General features: G+C 59.2%; 29 protein-coding genes, 1 tRNA gene and 1 pseudogene. 23 read left to right on the forward strand and 8 right to left on the reverse strand.

Annotated elements, in window-relative coordinates:
• Position 1: 1 nt before the first annotated feature.
• Genes D460_RS0120125 through D460_RS0120150 form a run of 6 tightly spaced genes read right to left on the reverse strand, consistent with a single transcriptional unit; the run spans position 2 to position 3,008 of the window.
• Positions 2-973, reverse strand: a complete 972-nt coding sequence (locus D460_RS0120125; RefSeq protein WP_018900381.1) for a recombinase RecT — start codon at positions 971-973, stop codon at positions 2-4.
• Positions 970-1,212, reverse strand: coding sequence for a hypothetical protein (locus tag D460_RS0120130; RefSeq protein WP_018900382.1), 243 nt, complete (start codon positions 1,210-1,212; stop codon positions 970-972). The genes D460_RS0120125 and D460_RS0120130 overlap by 4 nt, the downstream gene beginning before the upstream one ends.
• Positions 1,212-2,201 carry a hypothetical protein gene (locus tag D460_RS0120135; protein WP_018900383.1) on the reverse strand — a complete coding sequence of 330 codons (990 nt, stop codon included), beginning with the start codon at positions 2,199-2,201 and terminating at the stop codon, positions 1,212-1,214. The genes D460_RS0120130 and D460_RS0120135 overlap by 1 nt, the downstream gene beginning before the upstream one ends.
• Positions 2,189-2,419 carry a hypothetical protein gene (locus D460_RS0120140; protein ID WP_018900384.1) on the reverse strand — a complete coding sequence of 77 codons (231 nt, stop codon included), beginning with the start codon at positions 2,417-2,419 and terminating at the stop codon, positions 2,189-2,191. The genes D460_RS0120135 and D460_RS0120140 overlap by 13 nt, the downstream gene beginning before the upstream one ends.
• Positions 2,416-2,661 (reverse strand): hypothetical protein, encoded by a 246-nt coding sequence (locus D460_RS0120145; protein ID WP_018900385.1) that lies wholly within the window; start codon positions 2,659-2,661, stop codon positions 2,416-2,418. Before D460_RS0120145 ends, D460_RS0120140 begins: the two co-directional genes overlap by 4 nt.
• Positions 2,661-3,008: a hypothetical protein gene (locus D460_RS0120150; RefSeq protein ID WP_018900386.1), complete on the reverse strand. Its 348-nt coding sequence runs from the start codon at positions 3,006-3,008 to the stop codon at positions 2,661-2,663. Before D460_RS0120150 ends, D460_RS0120145 begins: the two co-directional genes overlap by 1 nt.
• Positions 3,009-3,158: 150 nt before the next feature.
• Between D460_RS0120150 and D460_RS33305 the strand changes: the two genes are divergently transcribed.
• A complete protein-coding gene (locus D460_RS33305) occupies positions 3,159-3,488 on the forward strand; it encodes a hypothetical protein (protein WP_018900387.1) in 330 nt (109 codons plus the stop codon).
• On the forward strand, positions 3,485-4,453 hold the full coding sequence (locus D460_RS0120160) for a hypothetical protein (protein WP_018900388.1): 969 nt from the start codon (positions 3,485-3,487) through the stop codon (positions 4,451-4,453). Before D460_RS33305 ends, D460_RS0120160 begins: the two co-directional genes overlap by 4 nt.
• On the opposite strand, the gene D460_RS34565 is transcribed toward D460_RS0120160, so the two are convergent.
• Positions 4,437-5,114: a helix-turn-helix transcriptional regulator gene (locus D460_RS34565; RefSeq protein WP_245267772.1), complete on the reverse strand. Its 678-nt coding sequence runs from the start codon at positions 5,112-5,114 to the stop codon at positions 4,437-4,439. The genes D460_RS0120160 and D460_RS34565 overlap by 17 nt on opposite strands.
• Positions 5,115-5,263: 149 nt before the next feature.
• Between D460_RS34565 and D460_RS0120170 the strand changes: the two genes are divergently transcribed.
• From D460_RS0120170 to D460_RS0120260, 18 genes and pseudogenes are all read left to right on the forward strand, one after another.
• On the forward strand, positions 5,264-5,467 hold the full coding sequence (locus tag D460_RS0120170) for a Cro/CI family transcriptional regulator (protein ID WP_018900390.1): 204 nt from the start codon (positions 5,264-5,266) through the stop codon (positions 5,465-5,467).
• Positions 5,464-5,706 (forward strand): annotated as a pseudogene (locus D460_RS34570) (DUF2312 domain-containing protein); the annotation flags it as partial. The gene D460_RS0120170 and the pseudogene D460_RS34570, both read left to right, overlap by 4 nt.
• Positions 5,707-6,356: 650 nt before the next feature.
• Positions 6,357-6,626, forward strand: a complete 270-nt coding sequence (locus tag D460_RS33315) for a hypothetical protein (protein ID WP_018900392.1) — start codon at positions 6,357-6,359, stop codon at positions 6,624-6,626.
• Positions 6,627-6,723: 97 nt separating this feature from the next.
• Positions 6,724-6,903, forward strand: coding sequence for a hypothetical protein (locus D460_RS0120185; RefSeq protein ID WP_018900393.1), 180 nt, complete (start codon positions 6,724-6,726; stop codon positions 6,901-6,903).
• A 426-nt stretch (positions 6,904-7,329) separates the two neighbouring features.
• Entirely contained in the window at positions 7,330-7,740 is a 411-nt protein-coding gene (locus tag D460_RS0120195; RefSeq protein WP_026283333.1) for a hypothetical protein, read from the forward strand.
• A 36-nt stretch (positions 7,741-7,776) separates the two neighbouring features.
• Entirely contained in the window at positions 7,777-10,278 is a 2,502-nt protein-coding gene (locus D460_RS0120200; RefSeq protein WP_018900396.1) for a DNA methyltransferase, read from the forward strand.
• Positions 10,275-10,484 (forward strand): hypothetical protein, encoded by a 210-nt coding sequence (locus D460_RS0120205; RefSeq protein ID WP_018900397.1) that lies wholly within the window; start codon positions 10,275-10,277, stop codon positions 10,482-10,484. Before D460_RS0120200 ends, D460_RS0120205 begins: the two co-directional genes overlap by 4 nt.
• Positions 10,481-10,666, forward strand: coding sequence for a hypothetical protein (locus D460_RS33320; protein WP_018900398.1), 186 nt, complete (start codon positions 10,481-10,483; stop codon positions 10,664-10,666). The genes D460_RS0120205 and D460_RS33320 overlap by 4 nt, the downstream gene beginning before the upstream one ends.
• Positions 10,663-11,037, forward strand: coding sequence for a DUF1064 domain-containing protein (locus tag D460_RS0120215; RefSeq protein WP_018900399.1), 375 nt, complete (start codon positions 10,663-10,665; stop codon positions 11,035-11,037). Before D460_RS33320 ends, D460_RS0120215 begins: the two co-directional genes overlap by 4 nt.
• Positions 11,034-11,660, forward strand: a complete 627-nt coding sequence (locus tag D460_RS0120220) for a hypothetical protein (protein ID WP_018900400.1) — start codon at positions 11,034-11,036, stop codon at positions 11,658-11,660. Before D460_RS0120215 ends, D460_RS0120220 begins: the two co-directional genes overlap by 4 nt.
• On the forward strand, positions 11,653-12,432 hold the full coding sequence (locus D460_RS0120225) for a DUF1376 domain-containing protein (protein WP_018900401.1): 780 nt from the start codon (positions 11,653-11,655) through the stop codon (positions 12,430-12,432). The genes D460_RS0120220 and D460_RS0120225 overlap by 8 nt, the downstream gene beginning before the upstream one ends.
• On the forward strand, positions 12,429-12,956 hold the full coding sequence (locus D460_RS34575; RefSeq protein WP_018900402.1) for a helix-turn-helix domain-containing protein: 528 nt from the start codon (positions 12,429-12,431) through the stop codon (positions 12,954-12,956). Before D460_RS0120225 ends, D460_RS34575 begins: the two co-directional genes overlap by 4 nt.
• Positions 12,957-13,120: 164 nt before the next feature.
• Positions 13,121-13,417 (forward strand): hypothetical protein, encoded by a 297-nt coding sequence (locus D460_RS36805; RefSeq protein WP_018900403.1) that lies wholly within the window; start codon positions 13,121-13,123, stop codon positions 13,415-13,417.
• Positions 13,414-13,863 carry a hypothetical protein gene (locus D460_RS0120240; RefSeq protein ID WP_018900404.1) on the forward strand — a complete coding sequence of 150 codons (450 nt, stop codon included), beginning with the start codon at positions 13,414-13,416 and terminating at the stop codon, positions 13,861-13,863. Before D460_RS36805 ends, D460_RS0120240 begins: the two co-directional genes overlap by 4 nt.
• Positions 13,860-14,078, forward strand: coding sequence for a peptide chain release factor-like protein (locus tag D460_RS0120245; RefSeq protein WP_018900405.1), 219 nt, complete (start codon positions 13,860-13,862; stop codon positions 14,076-14,078). The genes D460_RS0120240 and D460_RS0120245 overlap by 4 nt, the downstream gene beginning before the upstream one ends.
• Positions 14,079-14,110: 32 nt before the next feature.
• Positions 14,111-14,776 carry a transcription termination/antitermination NusG family protein gene (locus D460_RS0120250; RefSeq protein ID WP_018900406.1) on the forward strand — a complete coding sequence of 222 codons (666 nt, stop codon included), beginning with the start codon at positions 14,111-14,113 and terminating at the stop codon, positions 14,774-14,776.
• A gap of 284 nt (positions 14,777-15,060) precedes the next feature.
• A tRNA-Met gene (locus D460_RS0120255) sits at positions 15,061-15,138 on the forward strand.
• A gap of 263 nt (positions 15,139-15,401) precedes the next feature.
• Complete coding sequence (locus D460_RS0120260) at positions 15,402-15,794, forward strand: hypothetical protein (RefSeq protein ID WP_155947794.1); 393 nt, start codon at positions 15,402-15,404, stop codon at positions 15,792-15,794.
• Between the two features lie 100 nt (positions 15,795-15,894).
• On the opposite strand, the gene D460_RS0120265 is transcribed toward D460_RS0120260, so the two are convergent.
• The gene (locus D460_RS0120265) at positions 15,895-16,212 is read right to left on the reverse strand and encodes a hypothetical protein (protein WP_018900408.1); all 318 of its coding nucleotides are present in this window, start codon (positions 16,210-16,212) and stop codon (positions 15,895-15,897) included.
• 101 nt (positions 16,213-16,313) lie between these two features.
• On the opposite strand from D460_RS0120265, the gene D460_RS33330 reads away from it, so the two are divergent.
• Genes D460_RS33330 through D460_RS0120280 form a run of 3 tightly spaced genes read left to right on the forward strand, consistent with a single transcriptional unit; the run spans position 16,314 to position 19,667 of the window.
• Positions 16,314-16,607: a hypothetical protein gene (locus D460_RS33330; protein WP_018900409.1), complete on the forward strand. Its 294-nt coding sequence runs from the start codon at positions 16,314-16,316 to the stop codon at positions 16,605-16,607.
• Positions 16,591-17,826: a phage terminase large subunit gene (locus D460_RS0120275; RefSeq protein ID WP_018900410.1), complete on the forward strand. Its 1,236-nt coding sequence runs from the start codon at positions 16,591-16,593 to the stop codon at positions 17,824-17,826. The genes D460_RS33330 and D460_RS0120275 overlap by 17 nt, the downstream gene beginning before the upstream one ends.
• Complete coding sequence (locus D460_RS0120280; protein WP_018900411.1) at positions 17,826-19,667, forward strand: phage portal protein; 1,842 nt, start codon at positions 17,826-17,828, stop codon at positions 19,665-19,667. The genes D460_RS0120275 and D460_RS0120280 overlap by 1 nt, the downstream gene beginning before the upstream one ends.
• The last annotated feature ends 3 nt before the right edge of the window (positions 19,668-19,670 follow it).

A 19,670-nucleotide genomic window follows, 5' to 3' on the forward strand; every position in this document is an offset into this window, starting at 1 on the left:
GTCACCCGGCATTCAGAGAAGACAGCATCGCGAGGCGGCGTGTCCGGATCGCGCGGGCCGCATCGATCATGTCGGCGTGGCCTTCACTCTCAAGCGTGGCCGGAGCGTCGAAGTCATTCCAGATCTCCTCGACACTGGCTTCATCCTTTGCGCTGGCGAGTGCCGTCTCGATCTCGTCGAGATAGGCGCCGAGGTCGAACTCGGCAGTCGCTTCCTCGTCGACGTCCTTCACCGGCTCGGCGTCAATGGTCTTGACTGCCGACGGGGGAGCGGGTGGCTTCGGAGGCTTAGGCGGGGTCGGCTTGCTTTCGCCGGACGGCTCGGGAGTGATGTTGCGCATCTCCTCGGCGTCGGCGATCTCGCGGGCTTCGTACTCGTCGCGGATACCGCCGAGCACGTCGCCGAAGAGTTCACGAAGGCAATAGCCGGCGGCGCGCCAGGCGAGCATGCGCTGGGGAAACCGATACCATGGGCTGTCGTTCGGCTTTTCTTCGTTCTTCTTGTCCCACTTGTTCCACTTAGTGACCACGGCCTTGGTCTGCCACAGGCCAGCGCGCTCGGCGTCGGCTTGCGAGAACTCGACCCGCTTGTCCTCACCGGTATCGAGACGCTTGGCCTCGCAAAATCCGACCATCTTGCCATTGCGGTCTTCGCAACCGGTGCGGAGATACGCGACCTTGCCGGACATGCGAACGACGTTGATCAGGCCGTCGCCGTAAAGCGCCGGTTTGCCGTTGATGACGGTGAAGCTCCGAAGGCTGACCATGGGCTTCAAGCCCAGCTCAGCGCCCGACATGATGGCGACGGCGACCGCTGCGGCGGCATCGTCGCCTTCAAGCTTGCCGATAAGCGCCGACGGAGCGAGGCCGGACGCGCAAACCGCTCTTGCGATGCGCAGCGTTTCCTCGAAGGTCTGAGGCACGATGGCGAGGACATTGCCGCCGCCGGTGAGTGCAGGAAGAGGGGCGTTCATGCCTGCTCTCCATTGGCGACTTCCGGCTCGACGACGCGCAGGATGCTCTTCTGGGCCTTGTCGGAGCCGGCCTTGATGTTCATGACCTCAACGGTGGTTTCGCCGCGTGTGGTCTCGACAACGACCTTGTCGCCGATCTTGACCGTCAGATCTGCCGGGATGAAATAGTCATAGGTCTTTTCGTCCTTCTGCCATTTGAACTTGATGGCGGCGACGTAGAGAAGATCGGTGCCGGTCATTATGCTGCCCTCTGTTCTTCGATGCGCTCGACGCCAGGCAGAGACTGGCCGGCCTTGATCGCGCGGTTGGCGAGCTGGTCGATAACGGCCAGCAGATCGGGATGCTTCAGGAGGACGAGAGCGGTCGCGGCGGCTTGGTAGTCGGTGACCCGCGCCGATACGAAGGTGCGAAGGGCGACACGGGCGCCAGTGCGGCCGGCTGCGGCGTTCTTGGCCTGCGTCTCGCGCTCTGCCTCTTCCGCCACCTTGGCGAGGCGCTCGGCCTCAGCCTTCACGTCGGCGTCTTCGGCTTGCGAGGCAACGCGAGCGGCTTCCTCAGCCTCCCGACGCTTGCGGTCCGCTTCTTCCTGGGCCTTGCGACGGCGCTCGTTCTCAATGCGCTGCTGCTCCTGCAGGAACTCGTCCATGTGGCGCTTGAGCTTCTTGCTGAGGTCTGCCGGCCCCTCTTTGAGATCGCGCCACTTGTCGTCGATGCGACGGCTATCATCGAGCGACGGCTGCTTCTCAACTTTGTGGAGGTCGGTGGCCTTTTTGGCGATCGCCGCAATACGTTTCGACCACACGGCGGCCTTGTCTGCCTGTTCCTGCGTCGTGATCTTGGTTTTGAGGAAGGCGGCCGCCAGTTCCTTTTCGCCGGCGAACTCTTCGGTCAACGCCTCGAAGGGGTCGGAAGACTGATTATGTGTCTTCGGCGGGAGATTGATCACCGGAGCGTCATCGTCCCAGCCGCCGCCTTCGATTGCCTTGACATACGCTTCATACGTCACCGGATAGCGACATGCGAAAGTCCAGATGTCGGATGCGTCGACCTGGCGGTCGCCGCGCATGGCGTGCCACTTGCCGTCCTCGAACCAGATAGCGACCGGCTCCCACGGCTTGTCCTTGAAGCGGGTGCGATAATAGCCCTGCTGCGGATCGCCGTCATGGATCGGGCCGATATTGCCGGCGAGGGCGTTCTGCCACCAAGCCCAAACGTTCACTTCTGCCATGTAAGTTGCTCCTGGTTGATGAGCGCGGCCGCCTTGAGCTTCTGCTCGGTCGGCGCGATTGAGATGATGGTGAGGACGCCCGCGATGGCGGCGATGAGGATCAGCTCGATGGCCTTGCTTAGGCCGCCGATCATCTGCTGGCGGGCGGCCTCCATCTCGGCGTTGATGGCCTTGGCGCGATCGACGAAGGACTGGGCGGCTTCGAGGTCGCGGCTCATGGCAGCAACCATTCATCATCGGTTCGCTCGCCCATCGATACGGCCAGCATCGCGTTGATCTGGCGATCGGCCATAGACGGCTCGCTATCCTCGCGCAGGTCGACATGGCTGAACTGCCGGTAGAAGACGATGCGCTGGCCCTTGTGAGCCGCAGTGGCGTGATCTCGAACCGCCTTCTCCGATGCGAAGAAGTTCTTGCACTTCCCGCAGAGGAACGGCAGCTGGGTGTTGACCTTTCCCATCAGTACGCTCCCACAAGAGCGGCCAGACCGGCGCGGCGCTTGAACATAGGAACGACAGGGGTGCTGCCCTCGACGAAGTCACCCCACTCAAGGGCAGCTTGGCGACCGTGGACCGTCTTCTCGTCGTAGAGAACCTTCTCGATCGCAGCGTAGAGCATCTGCTCGAACGTTCCGCCGCCGCCACGGGGCGAGTGCGGAAGCCACTTGTCGCCGACCTTGATATCCTCGACGCGGAACTCATCCGGATAGCGCTCGTCATTGGCGACCAGTTCGGCCTTGCCGTAAAGGAGCATGCCTTCGCCGAGGCCGGGGATTTTCAGTTCTTCGAAATGGTAGGTGCAGGTCATTTCCGTCCTCATCCTCGTCGCCGGTGGCGTTTCGTTGATGAGCTTATGAAAGCATATCTTTCACATTAGTGCAAGCGATAAAGAAAGGATTGCTTTCAATTACGGAAAGTGAGAAGCTGTAAGGAGTTCTTTCAAAGCAGGAGCGCATTGATGATTAAAAGTGAAAAGACCCCACCATCTCTTCCTAATTTGGTACCGGCGGGGACGGTAGTTGGGTTGATAGATTGGAACGGCACCATAGCAAGCGTGATTGATGCCGTTCTTGAAGCCCGATCTGCCGTGTACACTTTGCCAGCTGAGTTTTCGGTGGGTGGAACCCTGGAGGCCGATCCGCTCACGCTGCAAGGCTATTGCCAGCAACTCCTCGACATCATCCAAAATTATGAGGTCGATATTGAGGGCGAAGATAACGACCTAATCGCGCACATCAGTAGAGCGGTTGATCCAGCGCGTGCGGCAACGTCGGAGGGCCAGCCATGACCTGGAAAACATCAGGCCAAGATCCTTGGTACGTCGAAAATTCGCAATCTTCATCCACCGTGTCGGTCGGCATCGCCAAGGATGGCGTGGTCAGGGCGATCGCCGTATCGACCGGCGATGAAGATGACGGCGACTACATCGTCGCGGCGCTGAATGCCTACGAGGCATCGTCAGCAACCGCAGAGATTTCGATTGTGACCCCAGGTTATCGCCTTTCCCACTGGAAGAATGGCAGCGACGAGCTTGAAACAGCGCTCGACGCATTCTGGAATGCTGCTTACCAGCAGGGCTGGCAACGGCGCGGACACGACGACAAACAAGGCTCAGCGCAAGCGGCAGACACCAGCCTCCGAAATATCATCGCCAAGCTGGCATCGCCTGCAGAACTTTCGACGGGCTTCGACTTACTCAAAGACGCTATTCAGTCCGTCGAGGAAAGCATGGCAGCTGATGCCCTTGACGGTGAGCCGGTAGACCCGTCACGCTACGACGTAGACATTTCATATGAGGATGCAAAACGCATCCTTGATGGAATGTCATTAGTGAAAGTTGTGGGTTGGCAGGACATAGGCACCTGCCCAAGAAACCAGAGCGTAATTCTGCAATGCAGGTGGAAGCATCAGCCTCACGCACCCTATGTGTTCGAGGGATATCTCGATTGGGACGGCATGACATGGCGTGAACAAGGTGGCGGTGCGCTTCGGGCAGGTATCTCGGATCCAGTTTATTGGCAACCGATGCCAATACCAACTCCCATGCATCCGCAGTGCGATCACGATTGGTTCGACTGCTCAAATTCCGCAGTGAAAGCGCCTACGAAGTCATGCCGTAAATGTGGTTGGACGGTGCATGGCGAAGATGAAGCGCGCGGCCTTTTCATCGAGTGGCCTTGGCTTACCCCGACCAAAACCCCACCGCCTTTAGAGAGTGGAGAGGGTGCGAAGGGATCTATTCCCCAGGCCTGAGAACGTAGTGGACACTCGCTACTTGAGCGCCATCAAATTTGAGCTCCTTTGGCGGGTTGAACTGCTCTAGGATCAACTCCTTTTCAGTCCACCTTTTCAGCTTTTTTACATAGGCAAGCGGCGGGCTGTGTTCCTCAAGATGTATTTGGGCGATGACGTAGTCGCCCGTCCTCACTCGACGATCCGGATTGACGCTGACGCTGTCCCCATCATCGTATCTAGGAGACATGCTATCTCCAGATATCTGGACGGCATAAGCCTTCTGTATGCCACTCAAGCTGGGGGGCGCAAACACGTAGTCGAGCGCATTGCCGTTCAGTACGAACTGCCCGTCCTCCCCGCCAACGGCAGAGCCGTACAACGGAATCTTCACCGGGCTGCGAGGTATCTCGCCTTGTACGGTTGCATTCGGTGCCAAGAATACGCGTTGCGGCGAAGAATGGATAGGGATCTCGATTGGGCTGCTATCTTCGTTCTGCGTTGCATCTGAAAGAATCTTTGGCCCTTTCCCAAAGGCTAGCCAGTTCAACTGAACCCCAGCGAAGTCGGCAAGTTTGGCGAGATTTTCCGTCTTGGCTCCCTTGCCGAGTTCCCAGTTCCCTACCGCTCCCCTCGTGAGCTCAAGCATTTCCGAGAGCCGCTCTTGGCTGTCGAGCTTCAATATATCTTCGCGAACGTGGCGAACACGCTCTCCTCGCGCGGCGTCGATCTTAGGCTTCCGATTCATTCTGCCAATATGCCCGAAGAAAGGCGCCCTTTCGCCGAAAGAAGTGCTTGCGAATTTGTGAAAGATATGCTTTCAATGGGCGTATGGAAAACGTCTGCGAAAAAGCCAAACAGGAAGCCGGTGGCCCAGCCGCCCTTGCAAAAGCATTGGGTGGCGTGACCTCCCAGGCTGTGTCCCAGTGGAAGAAGGTTCCGGCCGAGCGAGTTCTCGACGTTGAGCGCATCACCGGCATCTCTCGGCATGAGTTGCGGCCAGATGTTTTCGGTATTTCGGAGACAGCAGCATGACCGACGCACACGGAGTAGCCCGCGACCAGCTCCGCGCCTTCATTGAGCGCATCGAGCGTTTGGAAGAAGAAAAGAAGACGATCGCCGACGACATCAAGGATGTCTATGGCGAGGCCAAGGGCATGGGCTTCGACACCGTCATCATGAAGCGTGTCATTTCGCTTCGGAAGAAGGATGAGCAGAAGCGTCTGGAAGAGGAGGCCGTGCTGGACACGTATCTCCACGCCCTTGGCATGCTGGCTCAGCACGATCTGTTTGAAGAAACACCGGCTGCGACCAATACGGCAGTCGGCAGTGGGGTTGGCTCCGCCGCCCCGCTTCGCATTCAGCCGGAAACGGCTTCCGAGACGGTGGGCGGCTTTCCGGTTGCTGCAGCGCCGACCAGTGCGGAGGAAACCGGCGGCTACAGCAGCAAGGCCGCAAGAGTTGCAGCCGAGAACGTCGTCGATAAGAGCGTGACGGCGGGAGAGACCGCAACTAATCCCGAGATGGACCGCGAGGAGATGCGTGGCGGCCGAGCCGTCCATTCCCTGGCAGCGGAAAACGCCCGTAAGGCAGTCCCGGAAACGGAAGACGGTAGCGTGACCCATGCTGGCGCCGGTGGAATCCCGGCAACCATTTCCGAGATCGATCCGAATGAGGATCGCAACGAAGTCCAAAGCCTCGGCGGAGACGTCGGCGCCAACACGGGAGGTCGTGATGTAGACAGCGGCGTAGAGCGCGCGCCCGGGCAACAGCAGGGCAACATCCTCAACCAGGCCGGCGGCCTCGTCTGTAACCCGCCGGCCAAACTCAGACCGAACTGCTTGAGACCTGAGAACTGTGCCGGGTTTGGTTACAACCATTGTTATTCCTGCGGGAAGGCCGCGAAGGCGGGCGAGGTGGCGGCATGAGCATCGAAAAGACCGGAATTCGGCACGCTCCATTGAGCAACCGCATCGTCCTCGCTCGCTTTGGCAAAGATCCAGAAGTGGCTCTCGAGACGCGCGATGCCATGGACGAGTTTTTGAAAGCGCTCGTTTCCTACTGCTTCGACGGCAAGGTTCCAGAACCTGGCGAGGGCATGGAATGGAGCTTCGGTGGCGGAGACGAGCAGTACGAGATCGTCATCAAGAGGAAGCATAGCCCCAAGGCACCAGTATCTGAGGAGGCAGCATGACCAGACCTTCAACAGGCGAAGACCGCATCGCTCAGAACAGCATTGAACATCGCACCGGTCATGACCGGGCGATGGTGACAAGGCCGGGGAGGACGCAATGACTGAAGAGAAGAGCATCAAGGTTGAGATCGACCACGCTTTAGTCTGGGCGATATTTTTCATGTTCTTCCTCTTCTGGCAGCAGAGCGGCTGGTACCGCGTCGATTGCGCCCTTGGCGTCAACGCTGCCTGCAGCCTGATCGCTGCGGAGAAGGACTATCGCGAGGTCAAGCCATGACAGTCGTCATCGCCATCATCGCCCTCATTCTCATTTCGCTTCCGCTCGCCTTTCTCGTGGCTCGAGTGGCGCGATACGCCTCCTGACGGCGCTGCCCCTGGCACCGTCAATTCTCCGGGTCTTCGAACTCCTCCCCGAAGGCCCGGAGAACTCTCAACCGGAATCGCTTGTTCGCCGTGCGCAACACAATGGCTTGAGCTAGCGACCCGATGGATGGGGCTGGTGGCGACGGCGGATCGCCACCAGCAGCAGAGCCAGACCGGTGCGGCGGGGCTCTGCGAAACGGAATTACGGTTGGCCCAGAAGGCGGACCAAACGGTGAGGCAGGATTACCTGCCAGGGTATCGGCCTCACCGTTCTCAATATCGATCCTGCTCATCTGTAGCTCCCTGAACAAGAGCGAACCTAGAGCAGGAGCAAAGGCAAATGTCGGGAAAGTCACCCGTAGATTCGGGAAAGCTAAAACAGGGTCTGAGTAGCAAGATGGACGACGTAGCAACGGCAAATTTCTTGATCGCGGAGATCGGATCGAGGCGCCACATCGGCGACATGTTCCGCGCCGCCTGCCGGGAATTGCGCTCGCGGTTTCCGCATCGCGACGATCCCGAAAACCAATGGACAGAGCGCCGCCTTCGCGGGTGGTGGAACAACGAGAGCCGCACGGTCAAGCACTTCCAGATGCTTGAGCTTTTCGAGACAGCGGAAGCAGTGCGCAAGGCGAGGGACGAACATGCTGAATACAAAGCCAAAACCGAGCGTCTTCGTCAGATGGCTAAGTTTCGATCGACGGCACTCAATCGCGATGTGGCTGCGGGACAAGGGCGCGACCTGGGCTGAATGGGTTTGCCCAGAGCTCAAAGAGGAGGATAGCAAGTGAACGCATACGCTGACTTCCTGAAGAATAAGATCCGTCTGGCCCCGGTGTCTGGCCTGCAAGTCGATCCGGCTGACGTAAACCCGATCCTCAAGCCGCATCAGCGCGACATGGTTGTGTGGGCAGTGCGCGGCGGAAAGCGTGCGATCTTCGCCGCATTCGGTCTCGGTAAGTCGGTCATACAGATCGAGATCGTCAGGCTCATCACGAAGGCGGCCGGCGGCCGTGCCCTGATCGTTTTGCCGCTCGGCGTCCGCCAGGAGTTTCGACGTGATGGGCAGATGCTTGGCGTCGACATCAAGTTCATTCGTCGCATCGAAGAGGCTGGCGAGACCGGCGTCTACATGACGAACTATGAGACGGTGCGGGATGGGAAGATCGACCCGAACGCCTTCGACGCCGTGTCGCTCGACGAGGCGTCGGTCCTGCGTTCCTACGGATCGAAGACGTATCAGACCTTTCTCTCGCTGTTCGACGGCGTGCGGTACCGCTTTGTCGCCACTGCCACGCCAAGCCCGAACCGCTACAAGGAACTGATCCACTATGCCGGCTTCCTTGGCATTATGGACACCGGGCAGGCACTGACGCGTTTCTTCCAGCGCGATAGCACCCAGGCGAACAACTTGACGCTCTATCCCCACAAGGAGCGCGAATTCTGGCTGTGGCTGAATTCCTGGGCGATCTTTCTTCAATCGCCGGCTGACCTCGGCTACTCAGCTGAAGGGTACGACCTGCCGCCGTTCAATGTCATCTATCACGAGGTGCAGTCGAACATTGCCGACGGCGGCGTTGATCGCGACGGACAATCGGCTCTTTTCAGAGACACGGCCGTCGGCGTCGTTTCCGCCTCCCGGGAGAAGCGCGACACGCTGGACGCTCGCATCGCGAAGATGAGTTCAATCCTGGCCGCCGCTCCGGATGATCATTTCATCATCTGGCACGATCTTGAGGATGAGCGCCGCGCGATCGAGAAGGCGGTGCCGGGCGTCGTGTCGATCTACGGCACTCAAGACCTTGAGAAGCGTGAGCAGGCGATCGTCGACTTCAGCGATGGCAAGTTTCAGCACCTGGCCGCCAAGCCGGTGATTGCCGGTTCCGGCTGCAACTTCCAGCGCCACTGCCACAAGGCCGTGTTCCTCGGCATTGGCTTCAAGTTCAACGACTTCATCCAGGCGCTGCACCGCATCTACCGCTTCCTGCAAACGGATCAGGTCGAAATCCACATCATCTACGCCGAGAGCGAGCGCGAAGTGCTGCGGACTCTGCAGGGCAAATGGGAGGCACATAATCGCATGGTTGAGAACATGAGCGAGATCATTCGCCAGCATGGCCTTGATAAGCTTTCGGCAGCCGACGTTCTGACACGGACGATCGGCATCGAGCGGATCGAGGCGCGCGGTGAAGGATGGCAGGTCGCCAACAATGATTGCGTCGAGGAAGCCCGCAGCATGGCGGACAACTCGGTCGACCTGATCGTCACCTCGATCCCGTTCTCGAACCATTACGAGTACACTCCGAGCTACAACGACTTCGGCCACACCGACAGCGATGAGCATTTCTTTAAGCAGATGGATTTCCTGACGCCGGAGCTGCTCAGGATCCTGAAGCCTGGTCGCGTCTATGCGTGCCACACCAAGGATCGCATCCTGTTCGGCAATGTCACCGGCATGGGGATGCCGACGGTCAACCCGTTCCACGCCCGCACGCTGTTCCACACCATGTCCCACGGCTTCGCCTACATGGGCATGATCACCATTAATACCGATGTCGTTCGCGAGAACAATCAGACCTACAGGCTGGGCTGGACCGAGAACTGCAAGGACGGCACGAAGATGGGCGTCGGCTCGCCCGAATACGTCCTGCTGTTTCGCAAGCTGCCGTCCGACACCTCGAAGGCCTATGCCGACGAGCGCGTGTCGAAGGACAAGGAAGACTACACCCGCGCGCGCTGGCAGGTCGATGCCCACGCCTTCTGGCGATCCTCCGGCGATCGTCTGCTTACCCCCGATGAGCTGGCGGCCCTAGGCCCTGACATGCTCGCCAAGGCCTTCACCGAGTGGACGATGAAGAACGTCTACGACTACGAGACCCACATCCGCATTGGCGAGGCCCTGGAAGTCCGTGGGGCGCTTCCGTCCACTTTCATGAGCCTCGCCCCCGGCGCGCACGATGCGTTCACCTGGCATGACGTGAACCGCATGCGGACGCTCAACGGCGATCAGACCAAAAAGGGTTTGGAAAACCATATCTGCCCGCTGCAGTTCGATATCGTCGATCGCCTGATCAAGCGGTTCTCGAATACGGGTGATCTCGTGTTCGATCCGTTCGGCGGTCTCTTCACGGTGCCATACCGCGCGCTCAAGCTTGGTCGCCGTGGGCGCGCCTCGGAACTGAACCCCGGCTATTTCCTCGATGGCATCAAATACCTGCAGGCGATGGAGCGGGAGATATCGACGCCGACCATGTTCGATATCTTCGAGCGCCAGGGAGAGGCTGCATGACCAGAAAGCCCGCCCACGTCATTGCTGATGATCTGCGCGAGATCCGCCAGGACAAGGTTCTGACGGTCGAGGCGAATGGCGCCAAGCGTCCTAAAGAGTGGCGGGATCGGTATGCCCGTCACATCGAAAGCCTTGAACAAGCAATCGAGGGTTTCGACAATCTTGCGCGCGCCCAAGCCCAGAAGGCTCAAGGCGGTGCAGCATGAACGCCCTCGAATGGTTCCGCCTCGGACACGACTACATCGAGATATCCAATCTCCTCGGCATCTCAGAAGCCCAGGTAGAGAAAGACATCCACCAGCTCCGTGAAGAGGAAAGCGCTCTTGAGCGCCGCCGTGCCTATGGTCGCGACTACATGCGCCGCCAGAGAGCGGAGGGGCGGGCATGACCGAGACCATGACCCGCGAGGAATACCTTGCTGCAGTCGCCAAGCCGAAGCGCGGCAACAAGTTCGGCGCCAAGCGAACGATCGTCGACGGCATCACCTTCGACAGCAAGCGCGAGGCTGAGGTCTATGGAGACCTGAAGCTCCTTGAGCTGGCTGGACGCATCAGCGGATTCGAGCGCCAGCGCAAGTTTGAGCTGATTGTCAACGGCGAGATCATCGGCACCTACCGCGCCGACTTCGCCTTCATTGACCACGACCAGGACGGACGGCTCCGCGTCATCGACGTGAAGGGCGTCATAACCCGAGACTTCCGGCGGGTTCGGAAGATCATCAAGGCGGCATACAACATCGAAGTGGAAATATGGAAATGAGCAAAGACGATGATGCCAAGCCGCTTGGTGCTGCCGCAATTTCCGCGGTGAGTGACATCGCAGCCGACATGGTTGGCGAACTCAACGACTTCCGCCGGCTGAACAGATTCCTCGCGGAAGAGACCGGGCACGTCCACCCGACAGTTGTCGACCGGATCCGCGATACGATCGATCAGGTTCATAAGGTCTGCGAAAGCCATATCGAGATTATCGCTCTCGCCAAGATGATGGCATTTAATGTGGCTGAGGATGGTAAAATGCCATCCTATCCAATCGTCACCACCTCGCGCGGCAAGCAACCTTTTGTGACGATAACACCCCAGGTAAAACTGCTGACGTATAGGGCTGATTTTGTCGTCGACACGCCGGATGGGAAGGCGTTCATCGTGGAGTGCGATGGCAGAAACTTCCATGAAGCTTCAGCAGATCAACGCCGTGACGACAAGATTGAGCACGTCTTTGGCATCAAGACCCTGCGACTGACGGGACGCGAGATCTGGCTTTCAGATGCGTGGCTGCCGATGTTCGGACGTTGGTGCAGGGGAAAATTCTTCGACCGAAACAAAGACTTATGGCTTCAGGAGTTTGAGCACCGTCTAGGGCGGGAGCGCGGCGATGAGTAACCGCGCGTGGATGCCTCTGCACATCGCCGACTATCTCGCTGACACCGGTCACCTGACGGCGACAGAGCATGGCGCCTACATGCTGCTGATCATGCATTACTGGCAGAACGGCCACCTGCCGGAGAACGAGCGCGTCATCGCTCGTATCGCCAAGCTGACGCCTGAGCAGTGGGAAGAAAGCCGGGACATGCTAGCTATGCTCTTTGGCCCTGGCTGGACGCACAAACGCATCGATGCCGAGCTGTCGAAGGCCGACGATATCATCGAGAAGAGGAAAGCGGCGGCAGAGGCCCGGTACTCGAAGGGGAAAAAGCAGGCTTCAGATGCAAATGCGATGCATGTGCAAAGCAATTGCAGTGATACGGGCGCGTTACCGACAACCTCTGACCTATCCTCACTTCGTTCGGATCAAACTGAAAAAGAGATGCGCGAGCGCGAAGATTTTTTGGATTGGTTCAATGATTGGCCTTCGGCCGCCAGCGACGACGATGACGTTGCATTCGCCGCTTGGCTGGAGCTGAGCCCAGAAGACCGCTCAGAAGCCATGGCGAAGTCCTCGGCCTACATCGAGGCAGCTAAGGGCGGAGGACGCACCGCCGTCGTATCCGCTGGCAAGTACCTCCGTAAACGCATGTGGGTTCGCCTGGCGAAGCTCAAGCCGCCTGACAAGCGCCCTCAGAGCCCGAACGGCTTGTCTCACCTGACCAAGCCCCAATCCCGAGAAGAGTACCTAGCCGCCGAGAAGGCAAGATCCGAAAGGAGTTTCAGATGATCGTCACAGCAAGAGAGTTCACCAGTGCGGCAGAGATGAGGGCGGCGGCGGTTGCCACCCACAGCCGATGCTTCAATCCGGTGGTGAAGGTGGCGCCGAAGATCGAGGCAGCTCCGAAGCCGGCGCCAGTCATCCGCTTCTTCGCCAAGCAGCTCCCGATGTGGGAGAGCGGCATGCTGACCTTCGATGCCCACGTCATCGCCTTCAGGACGTGGAACGCTGTCAGCACCTTCTCGACATCGGGCAAGGTGTGTTTGTCGGGGGATCTCGACGCCGCCGGCCGTCGCACCATCGAGGCGATCGTCAGTGAGGTCTTGGCAAGATACCCCGGCACGACAATCGCGGACGTCCGCAGCGGGCGCCGGCCTCGCTCAATCACCGAGCCACGTCAGGTCGCGATGTACGAGGTCTATTCTCAGCGACCCGATCTCTCGCTGCCCATGATCGGCCGTTGGTTCCGCAAAGACCATACGACGATTCTACACGCTATCCGGAAGGTCGGGAAACTGCGGGGTGCGGCATGAAAGGCTTCGCTCATATCGATTTTGACGCCGTAGCTCCCCTTCACCCGAGCGACAAGGTTGCTGGCCGGGTAGCGGCGAGGGGAGAGCATTTCGAGTGGTCTCCGGCCCCACACCACACGCACTCGGCCGACCCGATCCCCGTGAGGCGTCCGTGCGAGGGCGAGTTGAAGCAGGCATCGTTTGTTGACCTGACTGGGGTGAAGGTGGCCCGCCTGACAGTCATCGGCATCGCCGCGGAAATCGTCTCTGGCAATGGCACCAATTGGGTCGTGCGCTGCGTCTGCGGTTCGTATGAGACCCGGAAGGCCAAATTCATCAAGGCATGCGCGGCCGGCAACAATCCAGGCGAAGACGAGCCGATGTGCGACTGGTGCAACAAGACCAGAAAGCTACAGCGCGGCATCCACCATCCAAAGAAGGCCGCGGCGGCGGCCGAAGCAATTCAGGAAGCGGCACGATGACGGACGAACGGATTGAAGAGCAGCAGTACGTCGGAGGCGTCACCGTCGTTGACATCGGCGATCTCCGCGTTGCCCGAGGAATGACAAGGCGACCCGCATCGTCGTGCCGTCATGCCCGCATGAACTACGATCCTCGGGAGCGTCGGGTGTGGTGTAGGGACTGCGAAAAGGACGTGGACGCCTTCGACGCTTTTACGCTTTTGGTTGAGCAATACGACCGGGCATACAAGCACATCAACAAGAAGATCGAGGAAGTCGAAGAGGCGGCCCGGTTCCAGTGCCGATCGATCGCCGCCAAAAACGTCGACGAGGTCTGGCGTCGACGCAAGGTTGTCCCGGCCTGCCCGAGCTGCGGCCATGGTCTTTTCCCAGAGGATTTCGCAGGCAGCGTATCAGTCGTTGGCAAGGAGTTTGCCAAGGCTCGAAGGAAGGCGGCCAAGCCATGACCATCGTGCCAGACGATATCAAGATCGAGGTGTGGCCGATCCCCGGCATCCACCATCGCGGCGGCCAGCATGTCGGGACAAATCCCGGCGTCAGGGTCACTCACATCCCAAGCGGGATAGCAGCGTATGTCGAGACCGACAGATCGCAGCGCATCAACCGGGAAATCGCCATGGACATGATCCTGGCGGCGATCACTCACCCGAAATTTCGATAAACCGAGCGGCGGTTCGACGAGAGGGAAACACAATGGCGGAAACAAATTGGTATGCGGTTCGAACTGTTCCTGGCGCCCAGCGCATGGCCACGGTGCTAGAGCCGGCGAACGACGAGACGGAAGCAGAGCGCTTGAAGCGCGAGCGCCGCAAGGGCGAAAGCATCGTCGAGCGCAATATCCGAAACGAGGGCATCGAGGTCTACATGCCGTCCTTCTGGACGATCACCCAGCACCAGCGCACCAACAAGATGAGCGAGCGGCGCTTCCCGCTGTTGGTGGGGTATGCCTTCGTCAACATCGGCGAGAGCGACTTCGAGCGCGTCCGCAACATCGACGGCGTCCTGGCCTTCATTCGCCCGTCCTTTGATCGCGGCCCGATCAAGTTCCGCGATACCGATATCGGCAGCCTCATGTTCGCCGACTTCCAAAAGCAGCAGGAATGGGAGCGCCAGCGCGAGGAGCGGCTGACGCTGTCCCAAGCTCACCGTCGCAACGCCCTGAACAAGCGCCTCGGCCTGATCTTCCCGAAGGGCCGGCGCAAGAAGCTTCCGCTGCGCATGATGGCAGAGGCGGCAATAGACGAACTCGCGCCCTCGAGCCGCCACCATGTCCTCCGTATCCTCAATGAATTGAAAGCGATGGATAACGAGATGGAGGCTTGCAGGGCAAGCTCAACCGCTTTATATTCAGCGGCGTGATTTGGGTGTGCAGTCGGACCATGCCAAAGTGCATAGGGAATACTCGACGGCCCAGCGGGAAGCTTCCAACTTCCGCCCAAAGGAAAAATGCATTCAAAATTCAGGCCGCCTCCGGGCGGCTTTTCGATTCTCAAATCGGGCAGAAGCAGGAAACCAACGTCCTTGCATCATGCGCCAGCACTTTTGACGGCCCTGTGTTCGGTGCAACCGTCGCGCTGGGGGATGTCGCGGCTCCACCGAACCCGCGATTGACGAGTTAACGTCCGTCCTGCCCGTGTCCTTCATGTCGGAGTAGAGCAGCAAGGTAGCTCGCTTGGCTCATAACCAAGAGGTCGCAGGTTCAAATCCTGTCTCCGCAACCAACGTACCACGCCTCTCCACGATGCGCATCAGGTGGGTCTCTAATCGGGAAGGCGGGCAATAGCTCGAGGGTCGGGGTTCGTGCCTGGCCGTTCCTTCCCGTCGATATCGGGAGCTGATGTCTTTGGCGCTGTGGTGTGGCCACAGCTCGACGCTGGTACCAGACATCTAACGAGCAGCCCACTGGGCTCCCGACCACACAGCCCGCCCGGTTCGCTGAGGCGGGCTTTCTCGTTCAACCAAGCAGAAAGGAAAGAGCATGCGCATGCTTCGAAGTCTGATCATCTGCGGCTTGGCGGTCTTCGCCTGTGCCGCTCTCGCCATCGCCGCAACTGTTGCGCCGCCCATCATCGCGCCGTTGCCCATTGCGCTGTCGATCGGCTGCGCGGCCCTCGTGCTGTTCATCCTGTCGGCGCCGTCGCTCCGTTTCAAGAGCGTGCTGCGGTTTGACGAAATCCAGAACCACTTGCGGCTTTTCCGACTGATGTGGGAACGAGGACGGCCCGGCGAGCCTGGTGGTGGATACTCGGCAAAGCTCGCCATTGGCCTCCGACCTCGTCTGTTCCACCGACAACTAGAATACGGCAAGGCTTTCCTGATTACGATCTTCGGCCTGCGCATTCACTACAGCCGAAGTTATGGCGGCATCTTCGCATGACCTGCAATGGAGGCGAGGCCCGCACCGGCCTCCCTCCTTCGGTGTCTCAATCTGTACCCGTCAGTAGCAATCTGTAGGGCAGAGATCGCGACATAGGCGCTCAGTTAGATTTGGGCTCCGACTTAGATTCCTCATCGGAGTGAAGTGTTGCGCTGCTATAATTAGCCACAACCCATTTCTCGATAGTGATGGATTTTCCAAGTTTCTTTTCGGCAGCGGGCTTAATATCCTTAAATGCTTTTACGGCTGCGTCGCTGTCCGTAAACGTTCCTTTTAAGGTTGTATTCGGGAGCTTGTTCCATTCCCCTCCGGAATCCTTAATCCATACGGACCATCCGAGATCGTAAGCCGCTTTCAAAAACTCTGAATGCGGATTGTTCCTTTCGTTCAAGTCGTAGCACGCGATAAACTTCGGCATCCTTATCTCTCCTGGAATTCGACCTCCCATAGGAGCACGTCACAGCCTTCAATGGCAAGAACGTGATGCATCCATCTAAAGTAGACAGTGAGTAGACCAAGATGGCAGCAGGCAAAAAAACAGGCGGCCGGATCAAGGGTACTCCGAACAAGGCTTCGGCTGAGCGTCAGAAGAAAATCATCCAGAGCGGGCTTACTCCGCTAGACTTCATGCTTTCCATCCTGCGAGACGAGACGAAGCCCACAGAGGACAGGTTCGAGGCGGCCAAAGCCGCAGCGCCATATGTCCATCCAAAGCTCTCGAACGTCGATCATCAATCCAGCGACGGCAGTATGACGCCGAAGCCAACCACGATCGAGTTCGTCTCGCCAGAAGTCGATGAAGGTACGGATTGAGGAAATCCCCAAGATCACACGTAACTTCGCCCGACCGGCGAGAACGCGTGTCTTCAAGGGCGGACGAGGATCAGGCAAGACACGCGGCCTAGCGCTTAGGTCTGCGCTGCGCGTCTACCAACTGGCGGAGATGGGCGTCGAGGGCGTCTTCCTCGCCAGCCGTGAGCACCTTAACAGCCTTGACGAAAGCTCCATGGAGGAGATCAAGGCGTCGATACGATCGCAGCCTTGGTTGGCCGATTATTTCGACATTGGCGAGAAGTACATCAGGACGCAGAACCGGCGCATCAGCTACGCGTTCGCTGGCCTGAGGCACAATCTCGACAGCATCAAGTCGAAGGCCCGCATCATCGGCAACTGGACTGATGAAGCGGAGAACGTTTCCGAGATCGCTTGGCGAAAGCTGATCCCGACGCTTCGCGATGAAGGCCCAGGCTGGTACGTCGAGAATTGGGTGAGCTACAATCCGGAAAGTCCGGACAGCGCCACGAACAAGCGCTTCATCACCCAGAAGGCTGATGATTGCCTCATCACGGACGTGAACTGGTCGGATAACCCTTGGTTTCCCGGCGTCCTCAATGAGCAGCGACTGCAAGACAAGCGTCTCCGGCCGGAGACATATGACCACGTATGGGAAGGGGCATTTCTCACCCTCACGGATGCGCAGATCCTCGCCGGCAAGTTCGAGATCGAGGAATTCGAGCCGCAACCGCATTGGGACGGGCCATACCAGGGCGGCGACTTTGGCTTCAGCCAAGACCCGACCGCCGCGATTCGGTGCTGGATTGGCGATGGCCGTCTGTGGATCGAGTACGAGGCAGGCAGGACCGCCTTGGAGCTCGACGACTACGGCACCTATATTGGCGAGAGAATTCCGGACTTCCATCGCTACACAACGCGATGGGATAGCGCCAGGCCGGAGGGGATCAGTCATATACGCCGCCACGGGCTTCCGAAGTCTGAGGCGGTTGAGAAATGGAAGGGCAGTGTCGAGGACGGCATCGCCTTCATGCGCAACTTCGAGAAGATCGTTGTTCACCCTCGTTGCGAGAAGACAGCCAGAGAGTGCCGGCTCTACTCCTACAAGGTCGACAGATTGAGCGGTGACGTCCTCACAGACATCGTCGACGCGAACAACCACTACATGGACGCGATCCGTTACGCCCTGGGGCCGATGGTGAAGCGCGGGTTCAACTATGGAATGCTTGGGGTCGTTTGATGTTTCTCTTTGACCGACTTCAGAACCTGATCAGCGGCCTTGGGACGTCGAAGGACAAGACCGTCGGCAACGCCTTCGTCTTTACGCCGATCGACCCGCAGCAGCTGATCGCCATGCATCGGTCGGATTGGATGGGCCGCAAGGTCGTGGACATCATCCCCGACGACATGACCCGAGAGTGGCGAGAGTGGAAGGCCGACGAGGCGGTCGTCGAGGCGATCGAGAAAGTCGAGCGGCTTCCGCAGATCAACATTCAGGCCAAGGTCAACGAGGCTTTGCAGCTCGCGCGGCTCCGAGGTGGCGCTCTCCTTGTCATCGGCGTCGATTCCGGCGCACCAGATGAGGAGCTTGTCCTCGAGCGGGTCGGCAAGGACGCGCTGAAATACGTTCACGTCCTTGGGCGTGACCAGGTCAGCTACACTGAAATCAACCGAGACATTACCTCGCCGTATTTCGGCGAGCCGGTCATGTGGGAGTTCACCAGCAATACAGGCAGCCGGGTTCAGATCCATCCGTCGCGGGTTGTCCGGTTCATCGGTGCGCCCATTCTCGACAAGAACGCGTCTCCGGATGAAATCTGGGGCGATAGCGTCCTGCAGATCGTCTACGACGCGGTTCAGAACGCTGCGTCCTCGCAGGGTCATGCAGCGGCGCTCCTGCCTGAGGCAAAGACCGACGTTCTGTATGTTCCGAACCTGTCGGAGTACCTTAAGAACCCAAAGACCACCCAGCAGCTGACCGAGCGCTTTGCCTACGCCAACACCATGAAGAGCATGTTCAACATGCTTCTCCTGGAAGGTAACGGCGGCGATGGGGAGAATGCCAAGGGTGAGCGGTGGGAACAGAAGACCATCAATCTCAGCCAGTATCCCGAGCTACTGCGCCAATACCTGCAGGTCGCCGCCGGTGCTGCTGATATCCCGCTGGTCCGCTTCCTTCAGGATGCCCCGTCTGGGCTCGGTTCGAATGGCGAGATCACCCTCAAGAACTACTACGACAAGGTATCGGCAGACCAGCGCAACAAGCTGTCTCCATCCCTGTGGCGGTTCGATGAGATCGTGATCCGCTCAGCCACCGGCAAGCGAGACGCCGCGATCTACTACGAGTGGGCGCCGCTCTACACCATGACCGAAAAGGAGCGCGCGGAGGTCTTCAAGGCCTATGCGGACGGCGCCCGTCAGCTTGTCGGCACCGCCTCTGGTCAGGAGATCATCACCCGCGAGGCGGTGTCCAAGGCTCTCATCAACAGGATCGTTGAGGATGGCAACCTGCCAGGCCTCGCCGAAGCCGTCGAGGAGTTCGGCCCGATCGAGGAGCAGGAGCCTTCGGAAGAGGAACTGGCCGCAGCTGCTGCCACCCAGGCCGCGAACAACAACAACGTGACCCGCATGCAGCAGGCAGCGAACGACGCCGCTCCACGCACGCTCTATGTCCGCCGTGACGTCCTCAACCGTGCTGATATCCTCGCATGGGCGAAAGAGCAGGGCTTCACCGACGTCGTGCCTGACCTGCATGTCACCGTCATCCATAGCCGTACCCCGGTCGATTGGTTCGAGATGGGCGAGAGCTGGTCACCGCGATTGGAGATAAGCGCCGGCGGTCCTCGTCAGATGGAAGCGTTCGGACAGGACGGGAACTATTACGCCCTCCTGATCGTCGCCAATGAGCTGAAGTGGCGGCACCAGGCCATGGTCGAGCTCGGCGCATCGTGGGATTGGCCGGAGTACCAACCTCATATCACCATCCAGGTGGGTGGCGATGTCGATCTGACCAAGGTCACGCCGTACCAGGGCAAGATCATTCTCGGCCCCGAAATCTTCGAAGAGCTTCGCGAGGACTGACAT

It is taken from the genome of Rhizobium sp. 2MFCol3.1, assembly GCF_000377565.1.
GTDB lineage: Bacteria > Pseudomonadota > Alphaproteobacteria > Rhizobiales > Rhizobiaceae > Rhizobium.